We start from the raw sequence: 14,465 nt of genomic DNA on the forward strand, positions 1-14,465 counted from the left end.
ACTTACTTTTTTAAGTGAATAGATTGTTCGTCTTTTTTGCGGCGTTCACGCATTTGTTCCTTTTTCCGGAGTACCAACCAGAGGAGGAAGACAATGACATAAGATACGGCCACCGTCAGTATTTTCTCTGTCAGACCAACTTCAGTGTTACGCGGCAACAAATAAGCCGCAGTTACTGATACATAAATAAGGAATGCAAGCGCAACTCCCGTCGATTTCTTTATTTTCTTCATTCTGATAATTTTCTTGTTTTCTGTTTGCCCAGCCAGACGTAGAACCAAACTGCCGCAATCACCACACACGCTATACCAACGCTATAAGAAATTACGTGCGAAAGTCCCAAGCCTTCAGGAGCAATACATATATAAGTAGAACATACACTTGTCATAAACAATGCCGGTATCAAAGTAATGATATAAGGTTTCTTGGATACCGCTAAAAATACTGTTATAGCCCATAGGGTAAACACAGCCAACGTCTGGTTAGCCCAAGCGAAATAACGCCATATCATATTAAATCCGTTCGCATCACGTAAGCTATACAAAAGCAGACCGATAGCAACTACGAACATCGGAATGCAGATGTATAAACGACGACGCATACTTTTTTGTTCCAGTCCCAGGAAATCCGCCACAATCAGACGGGCGGAACGGAAAGCCGTATCTCCCGAAGTAATTGGTGCGGCAATCACTCCCAAGATAGCGAGCACTCCGCCAACTGTTCCGAGCCATTCTTTTGTAATGGCATCCACTATAACCGAAGCATTACTCTCTCCCATCCCGTTCTCATGGAAGAAGTAAGTAGCGGCGGCAGCCCAAATAAGGGCGACAATACCTTCGGTAATCATCGCACCGTAGAACACCGGGCGACCGTGACGTTCCGAAGTCATGCAACGTGCCATCAAAGGACTTTGCGTAGCGTGGAAACCGGAAATTGCCCCGCAAGCAATACTCACAAACATAATCGGGAAAATAGGAAGCTCGCTCGCTTCGGGATTTGTATTTTGTAACCCATCCCACAGTTCCGGCAAGGCAGGATGATGAACGTAAAGCATCACCAGGATACCTACTGCCATAAACAGTAGCGCCACCGCAAACAGCGGATAGATTTTACCAATGATTTTATCTACAGGCAATAAAGTTGCCAAAATATAATAGGCAAACACAACGATAATCCAAAACGTGGCATCCAGACTTTCCGGTGTAAGTTTGGCCAGCAGTCCGGCAGGGCCGGCCACAAACACCGAACCTACCAAAATCATCAGGATAACGGTAAATCCCCTCATTATCTGTTTCGTTGTAAGCCCTAAATAACGGCCGATGATTTCAGGCAAACTTTCACCGCCATTACGCAAAGAAAGCATTCCGGCAAAATAATCGTGTACCGCACCTGCAAAAATACTTCCCAATACTATCCATAAATAAGAAGATGTTCCGAATTTCGCTCCCATAATTGCCCCGAAAATCGGGCCTAATCCTGCAATATTAAGGAATTGAATCATGAAAATCTTCCAGGTTGGTAAAGGGATATAGTCCACTCCATCAGCCTTGGTTAGTGCCGGTGTTTTACGGTCATCCGGACCAAAGACGCGCTCCATCAGGCGTCCATACGTAAAATAGCCTACTATCAATGCAAGCAGGCATAGAGTAAATGTAATCATAGTGTGTCGTTTTTTAGCTTGGCAAATGTAACATAATCTCACGAAATAGCCCAACAATACCGACACTTTTACTAACTTTGCAGGGATTTAAAACAAAAAATAAAGAATATGCGCCTATCTATTTTCATTCTTTCACTTTTGTTTCCTTTACTCCCGATGGCTGCACAGCCCAAGTATGAAGTCCGTGCCGCATGGCTCACAGCTTTATATGGTCTCGACTGGCCTCGTACACGTGCTGTAAGTCCGCAAAGTATCCGCAAACAGAAGGAAGAACTCGTAGATATTCTCGATAAACTGAAAGCTGCTAACTTCAATACCGTCCTGTTTCAGACACGTACACGCGGGGATGTGCTATATCCCTCGTCTATCGAACCTTTCAACTCTATCCTGACAGGGAAATCCGGCGGAAATCCCGGATATGACCCGCTCGCCTTTGCCATTGAGGAATGTCACAAGCGGGGCATGGAGTGCCATGCCTGGATGGTGACTATTCCGCTAGGAAACAGGAAACACGTTGCTTCTCTCGGCAGCCAGTCCGTCACCAAGCGGATGAAAGATATTTGCGTACCGTATAAGAATGAATATTTCCTGAATCCTGGACATCCGGGAACTAAAGAGTATCTGATGAAACTGGTGCGGGAAGTCGTAAGCCGCTATGATATTGACGGAGTGCATTTCGATTACCTGCGTTATCCCGAGAATGCTCCTCTCTTTCCCGACAAGTACGACTTCCGCCGATATGGCAAAGGTCGTACAGTAGAACAGTGGCGACGGGATAATATTTCAGAAATCGTACGCTATATATATAAGGGTGTAAAAGCGATGAAACCGTGGGTGAAGCTAAGTGCCAGCCCGGTAGGAAAATATCGTGATACTTCACGTTACCCTTCCCGTGGGTGGAATGCTTTTCATACCGTTTATCAAGACCCGCAAGGATGGCTCGGAGAAGGCATCATGGATCAGATATATCCGATGATGTATTTCCAAGGGAATAGTTTCTATCCTTTTGCCCTCGACTGGCAAGAACAGAGTAATGGACGACAGGTGATTCCGGGGCTCGGCATTTATTTCCTTCATCCCGACGAAGGAAAATGGACGCGTGACGAGATAGACCGTCAGATGAATTTCATCCGCAGTCATAAACTGGCGGGTGAAGCACACTACCGGGTAAAGTATCTCATGGAAAATACACAAGGTATTTATGATGAATTAGCCGAAAACTTCTATGCATATCCGGCTTTACAGCCACCAATGCCCTGGTTGGATAATGTGCCGCCCACAACTCCAACCGAACTGAAAGTAACTGATATCGACCATGGATATACAGAATTAAAGTGGCAGGCTGCTACTGATAATGATCCGCATAATAATCCGATGTATGTGATTTACGCTTCCAATGAGTATCCGGTAGACACCAGCCGACCAGAAAATATCGTAGCGCAGAATATCAGGGAGACAAGTTATATCTATGCCCCTATCCTACCTTGGAATGCGAAAAAGCATTTCGCTGTTACAGCCGTAGACCGTTATGGAAATGAGAGTGTAGCGGTACAAAAGTGATACTAACAGTATCAAGTAAAGACATATATAAAATCAAAGAGGAATAACAGTTTTATGTTCCTTTTGATTTCTAAAGATAACAAGCTCTACCTTTTTGCGTGTATCCGCATGTTTCAACGCCTCTTTCATGTCAGTTAAATTATTGACAAGCTTTCCATTTACACTAAGAATAGCGTCATTCGGAGCAATAAAATCTCTGACCGGACTACCTAGGGCATCTACTGAAACGACATAAACTCCCCGTTCCGTGTCCATACCGGTAGCGGAGCGTTCTTCCAATGTATCCAGATTCTTAAACGTTACCCCTTTCCAAAGCATCGTCTTAGTATCCGTAATATGACCTGCCACAAGCGGAACGGGCATAACAGGCCTTTCAGCCAGCTGTTTCAAACGAGAAGACAACACTCCGAAATTATTCATTGGAAAATTACGGAAACCTCCTTTAATTATCGCTTCAGAATCGTCTGCTACATTAAAATCACCTTTCGCAGTATCTATAAACCTGATTGCAGCTACTATAGAATAAGCATCTCCACCAAGTTGGCGAGCCGCAAGATACGACAAACTGTCTGTAAAGATATTATAGTCTACTTCCCTGCCCCAGCCATACACTCTTATAGGTTTATATTTGGTCATTACAATATTACGTGAAAAAACATCTCCGCTATTTTTAAACCACAAATGCGGGTGAAGCGTATTATTAATGATAATATTATTTTCAACAGTCCGATAAAAACCTTCACGCAGTTTAATACCACCATTCAAACAAAGATTATTGTATATTTGATAATTACTGGAGCCATCATCCAAATCTATATCCCATCCTCTATCACAACGCAACCGATTATGACGGATAATGATAGGTTCGACTACATCTGCCAAAATCAATGCTGGATTTTCATCCGTAATTTGCGTCATTACATTATAATTCGGATGCCAAAAACGGTCACGTCCCCAAGAGTTGATAGTTCCATGGTCACCCGTTTCTTTTACGGTGTTAAAAATATCGTTATATTCGATAATATGTCCGCCCCAAGTACCTTCGCTGATGTTAATCCCAGCACGGGGAGTATCGTAAATACTATTATGACTAACTGTAATGTTACGGCACATGGAAAGTTCCACTCCTGTAATCTGCTTTTCAAACAAACCGATAGTACATATCAAATTATCATAAACCTCACAATAAGCAGGATGATTGTCATTCTGAGGACCTTTAGTAGTATCTATTTTATCCAAAGGAACAAATCCCCCGTACCTAAAACTTGGTGAACGAACTCCCGCCACATCTCCAACAAAGCAGATGGCACTGGCTCCAATAGAAGTCAGGAAAGAACCGGTCACTGCCGAATAACGGTTATATTTATCAAAAAAGACACCGTTTCCTCCGACATGATGGACATAGCAATCACGCAAGGCACATTTTTCCGTTCCCCTGAAAATAATGGCTCCTCCCCGGTATATCGTCCAGTCCGAACGGAGCAAGGGCTCGTAAGGTTCCATAAATGTCCGTATCGTTTGCGTCAGTTCTATTCCTTCAATGGTTATGTTCTTCACCGGATAGGATGAAGTGCCCGCCAATTCAATCAAGTTTTTAAGTTGAGGAGTTTCAAACGTCAGTTCGTTTATATTTTCATCGGGCAAAGGATAATAATACAACCAGCCTTCTTTTTTATCATAGTACCATTCTCCCGGAGCATCCAGTTCTTCAAAGATATTCTCTACCATCCTGTTTTCACGATGGATTCCCATAGGACGGTTGTTCTGCCAACCGCCTTCCAGTTGCAACTCTCCCTTTTCATTCTTACCTGTAATGCGATAATGAAAATCACCCCAATCATGACTATGCATAGCATGAAGGTAACCTCCTTCCGGATTCTTCCATTTTTTCACTCGTTCCGGTGCTGTTGCCAAAGCAGATGTACCATTAAAACGAACAGCAGTTTTATCATAATCAGGATAACGTGCCATAGACCTCAAATCTCCGTTTACGATAAGCATATCCATAACCGGATTCCCTTTCACCGCAGCCCGCATGATACCATTTTTGTACTTTTCCCATTTCAAGTCCAAGGTAATTCCGCTTGATATTATAGCTTTCTCACCTGGATAATTCTTTATTATTAATTCTTTCGAATCATTTCCATCAGCAGAGGTCAGCACCAAGGGGCTATCTAATATATATTTCCCTTCCCTCAAATAAATAGTAGTGCAGTTCTTATCCTTTCGAGCTTTTTCCACTGCTTCATGAATGACATGAAAAGGAGTTGCCTGACTGCCATCTCCACCAGATGATGCATGAGGAGAAACGTAATATATCGATTGGGCATAAATGCCTATAAATGGCATTGTTGATAAAAAAAGAAGGATTGTTTTTATTCTTCGTGTTTTCATAATGATATGATTATTGGAGCTATCTGTATGGGCAAAGATAGGCTAAATAAAATACTTAACTAACAAAAAATGAAATTTTAATAACTTTACGTACCATAAAAGAAATGATATGGGATTACATCAAAAAATAATCAATCCCATACCATTTCAGTTACCTGAAAAAAGAGCCAAATTACAAATTCATCTCTATATCCAAACTTTTACCTATGATACATCAAAATAAAAAAACTATTTTAATTTATAAGATAAATCGTACTTTGTACCACCTGCGAAAACTTCTACAGAAGCACCATCAGCATGGAATGTGCCGGGAGTTGCACCTGTATTATCTGTAAATTTAGCACTAATATTCAAGTTTGCACGTTCAGACTCATTCGTAAACGGATAGATTACCGTAATAAAACGTGCTGCACCTCCCATCGGTTTGGTTATACTCACCCGATACCATTTGCGTTGAAGTGTTTTTTCATTCTGTTTACTAGACGAGTAATTAGTGTTCCATTTATAAGCATATCCAGTAGTTGTTTCAACAAAAGTCTTAAAATACATATTATTATTATCTTTAAATTTTGTATAAGCGCCATATTGGAAGTTTGCATTATCGTCATCAATAACAACATCACTCGCATAACCCAAATTAAAAGTCACATCAACCGTAGGAGTAGTTTTGCCCACATCATACCCCTCATCCACCAAAACAAAAAATGTCTTGTTTACAAAGAATACAGCACGACGGTGTGTCAAGTCACCATAAGACTTATTTTCCGTTACAAGCACATCAATATTATCTTTGCTTTCTTGCAGCAAGAATTTTCCGTTCATATAACCATCTGCTATAGTAGCCGCATTTTTGGTCATTGTATTATGCATGGTTGTTGCCCGATATTGTTTACGCAAATTATCACTTTCTTTATCTCCTCCATAAGTAAAGAAACCTGCATCCGGCAAGAAATTACGTCCGTCACGATATAAACTAAAGGTTCCGTTATCCGGCTGACAGTGCACATAATTCTTAGGATTATTGTTATTTTTCAAAACCATCATTGTTGCATCCGGCGCCCATTTGTTACGCAACATATAATAACCTCCATCCTTATAGAGCTGGATTAATTCTTCCGGTCGCTTTCCCTGTCTCCCTTCAGTTGCCATCCATTCTATCTCCTTATCATCAGGGAACATAGCCATATATCTACGGAAATTACCTAACAGTACACTTTTAGTCCATGAACTGGCACCTGTATCATTAAAATTATCAAAAGAATAATCGGGATATGTAATATCCATTACGAAGCGGGCGGCTTTCTTTAACAAGCTGACATAATTGCTCGGGAAATACCCTACTTTATTGTTGACTTGTGCCATATTATAAAGCTTATTGCAAGCATAAACAGCCTCTATATGATAGCCCGGGGTCAATTCTACATGTACTCCATCGTCCAGGAATTGTGATTCTACCTGCTCAGTGATTTTCTCTGTACCTTCATTCAACCATTCGCCTGCTTTCTTAAATTCCGGCATTAATATTCCTGCAGAAAGAACACTCTCCACCTGAGTAATAAGAATATTAGTTTCTTTATAATAATTCTTACGAATACATTCCACCCCGTCCGAAAGTGCGACTAAGAATGTAGAAAGCCATTCAGGAGTAAAATTCTCCGATTGAATAAAATAAGGCATCATATCAAGCTGTGCCTGTATTCGATGAGCCGGTTGAAGTCCATACCATTCCACATTTTTGCTTTTATCGACTTTCCCTTCAGGGCAAGGAAACGTTTTCAACCAATCACCATAAACCTCTATCCATGATTTGACATATTTCTCATCATGAGTAACCGAATATGCCTCTGCCTGATATATCATCCACTGGTGACGATGCAACTGATAAACAAATTCAGCATCTCCCTTAAACTTATCAGGGACATAATTCCAGTTTATTCCATCTTCTTGTTTAAACAGGACGTACGTTTCTTTTCCTGCTGCATCTTTTGACTCGTATTTATCTTTTACATAAAAACGATATTCTAAAGCCTGGTCAGCAATATTTTTATTGAAATCACCAATAGACGTCAGATTCTTAAGATTAGGATTAATCACGTCCTCCCTGTTGCGATAGTATTCCAACAATGTCGAAGTGGCGGAGTTATAATCTTTCTTTTCACAATATGCTTTCACTTGCTCCAAACCGGGATAATCAAGATTGATTACTTCAAACAGTCTTGGAACTGATGTTTCACTTCCGCCATTATCCTCTTCCTTGACATGATTCTCAAAGAAAATAATCTTATCATCATTGCAGGCAGTCATGAGCACACCCAGCAAAAATAATAAACTAAATATTTTTGTATTCATACTGATTCAATTTGAATTAATTACCATTACTCCATCCCGGGTTTTGCCCCAAATCGGCATTCATATAAATTTCATTTTGGGGATATGGGAACAAATACATCTTATCCTCCCAATGCATTTGCTGCAACAAGACCTTTTCATAAGACAGAGAAGTCCCGTTCTTTTTTATCTTTACCCCATAGATATTCCTAACTTCATCCAACCCCGCTATCTTCCAACGGCGAATATCATAAAAGCGATGTCCCTCAAAAGCCAGCTCAATGCGGCGTTCATTGCGAACCTTTGCTGTAAAGTCCGCTCCATTTTCAGTCACATGTTTCATATCAGCACAATCACGAACCTGATTCAAGGCTTCGCGTGCCGTCAACGGGCATCCTTCTGCCGTAGCATCCGGGCCTTTCCACTCATTCATAGCTTCTGCATAATTCAACAATATCTCGGCATAACGGAACAAGACATAGTGATGATACAGTTTATTCGGTTTATTCGGATCGAGTGATACGGACGGATTCATATATTTACGCAGATAATATCCAGTTTTCGTAGAACCATCCAATGTCTTGTTTTTACCGCCTTCAAAAGTCTCCACCTTTTGCTTCTGCCATATCGAGCCATTGGTCAGTACGTTTTTGTATAAACGAGGGTCACGAGTTTCTTTATTGGCAGTATCATAATACATATTTGCTACATGCGTCGGATTATTCCAGTCAAACGGAGTTCCGTCCTTCATTTCATAAGCGTCCACCAGATTCTGTGTAGGAGTATTTCCACCTTCTGCCCCTTCATATCCCATCGGTTCATTGCGTGACTCAAAATCATTCGTGGTTGCAATGGCACGACGCTCAAAAATCAACTGCTTGGATTTCAAAACCTCATTACCCCCTAAATCCGAATACAAGGGGTCGGCCGAGACTTTCGGCAATTGATATTTATTCATACCGATGACCTCATAAGCTGCTTTAGCTGCCGCTTCCCACTTTGTCAAGTCATGAGCAGGATTATGCAAATCACTTGCCGCATACAGTAAAGCCCTTGATTTTAAAGCCAGTGCCGCACCTTTGGTCACCCTGCCTGTCTCGCCTCTGACACCATCTTCCGGCAGTCCTCCTTCCCGGGTTATCTCTGTACATTCCTTTGCTATGAAATCTATCACATCCGCAAATGAAGTCTTTCGTACAGAATTAATCTCTTCCTGCGTATAAGTACGTGTTATCAAAGGAATATCCCCATAGCGTTTAGCCAGTTCGAATAAATAAAACGCACGCAAGAAACGGACTTCCAAAGAAAATTTAGAAGCCTTGTCTATCATTTCATCATAATCTTCATTATACTGAAAACGTTCAAGCACTTTCGGATCAAAATTTTCAAGGAATAAATTGGCGCTACGAATTCCGTTCCAGAAACTCCAGCCATCATCGACACATTTTAGAGGACTCCAAATACCATTGGTTATATAATAGATACTATTATTCTCCCAAGTATAGACAGAATTATCGGTAGCAGATTCCATCATCGCATCACTCACCCTCCCAAAATCAGTCGGCAAGAAGCCATATATATAAGCTACCGATGAGTTCATATTATTAAAATAGCTGTAGGCTTCTTCCTTGGTTTTTCCGCTAGTTTCATCGTAATCGAGAAAATCACATCCATCCAATAAAAACAGAGCGAAAGCCGCCACTACATAGTTCTTTATATTTCGCATAACTATCTTTATTTAAAAGTTAATATTCAGACCCAGACATACAGAGAATAAATCCGGATACCCCAATGTCAGATCTTCACAATTGAAATAATCAATCTTATCTATAGAAAATACATTCTGAGCCTTAGCATAAATCTGAAGTTTATCCAATTTTATCTTTTTTACCCATTTCTGCGGCAGATTATAATAGACATTCAGATTACGTAATTTCAAGAATGAGCCATCTTCAATCCATTGTGTACTAGTCTGATAATTATTTTCATTCGATAATGTAGAAAGACGAGGTACGTTGGCAACATCTTTCATAGCTTCCGTCCAACGAATCTTATCTTTCAAATACCAAGTCGCGATATTGGTATTGCCATTACGTAAGGGCTGATGTACATTTGCCACATTCAATTGTTTGGTCAGCCCACTCACTCCATTAAAGACCATATCTATTCCAAAGCCTTTATATTCGAAGCCCAGATTCAAGCCGAACACCATTTCGGGCACCGTCGTAGACTTGCCGATTGCTACCCTATCCTCACTATCTATCCTTCCATCTCCATTCTGGTCTTTATATTTCACATCTCCCGGACGAACCACCGAAAATGTTTGTTCCGGGCTCTTGGCAATATCCTCTTCATCACGGAAATAACCGACGGCTTCCAATCCGAACAATTGTCCCACTTTATGTCCGCGTGTATATAAATAGTCGTAAGGCTGATAGGCCTGTCCGTTTTCAACAATCTCACTATCATTCAATGCCCAATTCGCATTTACAAAATAATTGAACTCCTTATGTTGTCCAGTCCATCCCAAACTCAATTCTACACCACGGCTCTTTACTTCACCTATGCAGGCTTTCGGCGGGTCGATGCCTAATATGCCGGACACATTATTATTAGCAACTAAAATATTAGTACGATGGTCATAGTACACCTCCGCCGTTGCCGTGAAGTTCTTCCATAAACGCAAGTCTATTCCCACATTATATTTGTCTGCAGTCTCCAGATTCAAGCCATATACAGGTAACCTTTGTTCTTTCAAACCATTGACTACTGTCATACCATCTCCGAAAGGATATCCTGTACCCCCTGTCCAGAAATAATTCCCCAATCCATAATCAAGTTCATCTACCGCAGAACGTCCCCAAGAAGCCCGAAGTTTCAACAAGTCCAAGTTAGAAGCCCCTTTCAGGAAATCTTCGTTAGCCAGATTCCAACCGGCAGAAACAGCCGGATAGAAACGGAACTTATCACCTTTCAACAGAACACTTGTACCATAATAATTACCGACAACATCTACCATATAACGGTTGTCATAATTATAACCGACAAATCCCATTACATTCTGCCGATAGTAAGAGGCGTTATTTTCCAACGGCTCTTTCATATCCTGCCGATAGACAGCCGAAGCCGACAACTGATGCTTACCGGATGTATAGTCATAATTCAATTTAGCCTCAACACTGGCACGTATCAATTGGGCAGACAATACAGACTTGGTTATCTGCACCTTGCTATCCGTACCATAAGTCTCACTTACAGGGAGTCCCTCTTCCGACAGATAACCGACTTCATACTTATAGGTCTTACTACCTATATCCTGAAAAGTGGCAGTATTATCATAAGCGACAGCCACTTCCGCACTCAACCCCTTCAGGAACATAGAGAAATCTTGAGTAATCCGCATATCTGTTTCCAACATACGACGATTTTCCTGTACATATCCCACATCTGCAATAGCTGCAATCGGATTCATCTTAAAAAGCGTATTACTCCCCCAATTATTATTCAGCGTCTTCACCGGAAATGCAGCGGCAGGTACTTTATAAAAATTCTGGAAGATGGTATTAATATCCGTATTCGGTCGCTTATCTTCCCCAATAATGCCATATAAGCCAAACTTCATTCGGGTGCTGGAAGTGATATCCACATCCAAATTCATACGCAGTCCTAACTCATAAGTCCGTATCTGAGAATTATAACGATCCGAATAGTGAGTATAATCTTCATTCAACAAACCAAACTTATTCTTATAATCCAACAACGCCATATACCGTACTCTTTTTCCGCCACCACGCATCATTACATTAAACTGATTGTTTTCGCTGAAATTCCTCGTACCCTCTTCATACCAGTTGACGTTCGGATAATAATTCGGATTCGTACCATCCTTAAACCGTTCCAAGTCCCTTTTCGTGTATTGTAACGGCAAACCATCATAATACAGCGCTTCGTTCTGCGCCATAGCATATGTATAAGCATCCGCCATTTCCGGCCGGTTGACAGGAAAATCAAAACCATGACGATAGTTCACATCCACATCAAACGAATTATAAATACCCCTTTTTGTATTCACCAAGATTACTCCATTAGCCCCTCTGGCACCCATCAAAGCCGTAGCGGCACCATCTTTCAAGACTTGGACGGACTCTATTTCTTCTATTGTCATATTAGTCAGTCCCCGTTCAAATCCATCCACCAACACCAAGGGAACTCCGCTACCCAAACCACCACGACCACGTATATTCATGCCGGCATTAGCATCCCAACCCACCGTTTGAGTCAGATGAAGCCCTGATATCAATCCGAAAAGCGCATTATTCACCCGGTCGGGAGAAGTCGCGTTCTTTTCCAGCAAGTCAGCATAAATAGCAGTCACAGACTGGGTTTGGGTGTCTTCTGTCCGCTTTAGAAATCCCAAATCAACAACCGCGTCTTTCTTGATATCAAACACCAAATTCAGGGTATCCCCTGTGATTTTAATCCGCTTGGTTGCTACATCTGCATAATTCAGTTCTATATAATCACCTTTCTTCAACAGGAGTGAAAACAAACCGTCTTCATCAGTGACATTGTTATTTTTGAATTCTCCTACCTTTGATACCTTTACACCCGAAAGAGGTTTACCGGAGCCATCTTTCACAATGCCATTCATCATCTCTTGCGCCACCAGACTTACCGAAGAGATGAATAACATGCCTATCGTAAATAATAATTTATTCATAATCAAATCGTTTAATTAACCTTATTACCAGCCGGGATTTTGAATCAATCCATATTTCTTATTGATTTCGCTTACAGGAAATGGCAGTAAATACCAATATTCATTCCAATAATATTTAATATCGTCACGCGTACTCACTGCATACTCGAAGCCACTTCCGACCTTCGTCGTTTCCAGCATTTCCATGGGACGTATAGCCCATTCCGCTCCCTTTTTATGACGCATCATATCAAAGTAGCGAACATCTTCCTGTCCGAATTCACGGGCACGTTCATCCAATAAGTAGTTCAACAATGCATCACCTTGCGGCACCTTAGCGGAAGTTACTCCCGGCAACCCTGCACGTTCGTGCACGAGGTTCAGATAATCATAAGCGGTCTTCTCAAATTCATCGGGCACGTTAGCCTTCCCCAATTGGTTCATAGCTTCGGCTATACTTAAATAAATCTCTGGCATACGAATCATGGGACAAGAATAAGGCTTGCCTTTCATCTCATTCTTCTTATCACGAATAAACTTGCGGAATCCATAGCCAAATTGAGTTTTCTTCTGCACAGAACTTCCCGAACCATATCCTTCGCGTCCACCTTTATAAACTTCTGCTGTCCGTCCCTGCCATTTATCACCATTTACAAGCAAGTTCTCATATAAACGCACATCACGGTTCGGCTGTCCTTTTTCATCAAAAAACGGATGCGCACGGTGTGTCTGATTATTCCAATCGAATGTAGAACCATCCTTCCATTGGAACATATCCGCATAATTTCCACGCGGGATACCATAACCGGATTCATACATACGGAACGGTTTATCTACGCCATCATAAGTTCCCCAACGGAAAGAAGCCATCACAACCTCCTGATTGCCTTTCGTAAAATAGCCGTTTACATAGTCCTCTCTGGGATTCCCTGTATTTTCAATCCGATAATAATCACCATTCTGCATGTTCAGACGCAAGAACTCTCTTCCTGCCTCCAAAGCAGCCTCCCAACGGCTATCCTGCTGATTTCCATACCAAGTCAGAAGTTCAGTAGCCGCCTGTCCGTCATAATAGGGTACTTTATTATTAAATAATGGACTGGCAACAAATAAGAGTAAACGGAACTTCAACGCTTTAGCAGCGGCTGCTGTCATATGTCCATATTCTTCAGCGGTGGTAGACCAAGGCAAATCGGTTGCCGCCTCATCCAACAACGCAACTGTTTTATTGACTGTTTCCTCCAACGTCAGACGAGGAAACTGGAAAATCTCATCTGCCGCATACGCGTGGTCTATCCAAGGCATGCCACCATAGAAACGAATCATTTGAGTATAGTGAAAAGCAATGACTACCTTAGCTTCCGCTTTTCGAATACGCTTTTCGTCATCAGTCATATCGGGAACTTTATCTACATTTTCAATATAAATATAAGCCTTCCTTATACCAAAAGAAGGATTTCCCGTCACTTCAGTAATCTGTGAATGAAAAGGGAAATAGGGAAAGTTAATACAACTGGAAGAAGAATTAAAGTCTCCGCGTGTCCATGAGATTGGTTGTGCATATCCTATATCAGTATATCCATCCAAAATAAGCCCCTCCGGATGACACCCTCTCAAGGTAGGCATAAAATCCCACAAACTCTTATAAAACTGGTTTAGGGCCTGATCTGCATACTTTTTAGAAGAAAACACCGTATCAATAGATACATCATCACTATTGGGCTTCTCCAAAAAATTATCACCGAACTTCAGGTCTTCACATCCGATGAATAAGCTAGCCAGAAGTCCGCATAGAATAATTAAACTTTTGTTTTTCATAATAAT

At 41.3% G+C, this 14,465-nt stretch carries 8 protein-coding genes; 1 reads left to right on the forward strand and 7 read right to left on the reverse strand.

Annotated elements, in window-relative coordinates:
• Positions 1–2: 2 nt before the first annotated feature.
• Together BQ7997_RS00670 and BQ7997_RS00675 are read right to left on the reverse strand one after the other, a co-directional pair.
• On the reverse strand, positions 3–233 hold the full coding sequence (locus BQ7997_RS00670; RefSeq protein ID WP_022138347.1) for a hypothetical protein: 231 nt from the start codon (positions 231–233) through the stop codon (positions 3–5).
• On the reverse strand, positions 230–1,660 hold the full coding sequence (locus BQ7997_RS00675; protein ID WP_073342515.1) for a carbon starvation CstA family protein: 1,431 nt from the start codon (positions 1,658–1,660) through the stop codon (positions 230–232). The genes BQ7997_RS00670 and BQ7997_RS00675 overlap by 4 nt, the downstream gene beginning before the upstream one ends.
• A gap of 108 nt (positions 1,661–1,768) precedes the next feature.
• Between BQ7997_RS00675 and BQ7997_RS00680 the strand changes: the two genes are divergently transcribed.
• Positions 1,769–3,220 carry a glycoside hydrolase family 10-like protein gene (locus BQ7997_RS00680; RefSeq protein ID WP_073342517.1) on the forward strand — a complete coding sequence of 484 codons (1,452 nt, stop codon included), beginning with the start codon at positions 1,769–1,771 and terminating at the stop codon, positions 3,218–3,220.
• A gap of 33 nt (positions 3,221–3,253) precedes the next feature.
• On the opposite strand, the gene BQ7997_RS00685 is transcribed toward BQ7997_RS00680, so the two are convergent.
• The 5 genes from BQ7997_RS00685 to BQ7997_RS00705 form a co-directional block, all read right to left on the reverse strand.
• Positions 3,254–5,614 (reverse strand): PDZ domain-containing protein, encoded by a 2,361-nt coding sequence (locus BQ7997_RS00685; protein ID WP_073342520.1) that lies wholly within the window; start codon positions 5,612–5,614, stop codon positions 3,254–3,256.
• Positions 5,615–5,842: 228 nt separating this feature from the next.
• Complete coding sequence (hepC, locus tag BQ7997_RS00690) at positions 5,843–7,963, reverse strand: heparin-sulfate lyase HepC (protein WP_073342523.1); 2,121 nt, start codon at positions 7,961–7,963, stop codon at positions 5,843–5,845.
• A gap of 16 nt (positions 7,964–7,979) precedes the next feature.
• Positions 7,980–9,668, reverse strand: coding sequence for a RagB/SusD family nutrient uptake outer membrane protein (locus tag BQ7997_RS00695; protein WP_073342525.1), 1,689 nt, complete (start codon positions 9,666–9,668; stop codon positions 7,980–7,982).
• Between the two features lie 12 nt (positions 9,669–9,680).
• Complete coding sequence (locus BQ7997_RS00700; protein WP_073342528.1) at positions 9,681–12,662, reverse strand: SusC/RagA family TonB-linked outer membrane protein; 2,982 nt, start codon at positions 12,660–12,662, stop codon at positions 9,681–9,683.
• 24 nt (positions 12,663–12,686) lie between these two features.
• Positions 12,687–14,459, reverse strand: coding sequence for a RagB/SusD family nutrient uptake outer membrane protein (locus BQ7997_RS00705; RefSeq protein WP_073342770.1), 1,773 nt, complete (start codon positions 14,457–14,459; stop codon positions 12,687–12,689).
• Positions 14,460–14,465 lie beyond the last annotated feature (6 nt).

Origin of the sequence: Bacteroides congonensis (genome assembly GCF_900130125.1) — a bacterium.
GTDB classification, from domain to species: domain Bacteria; phylum Bacteroidota; class Bacteroidia; order Bacteroidales; family Bacteroidaceae; genus Bacteroides; species Bacteroides congonensis.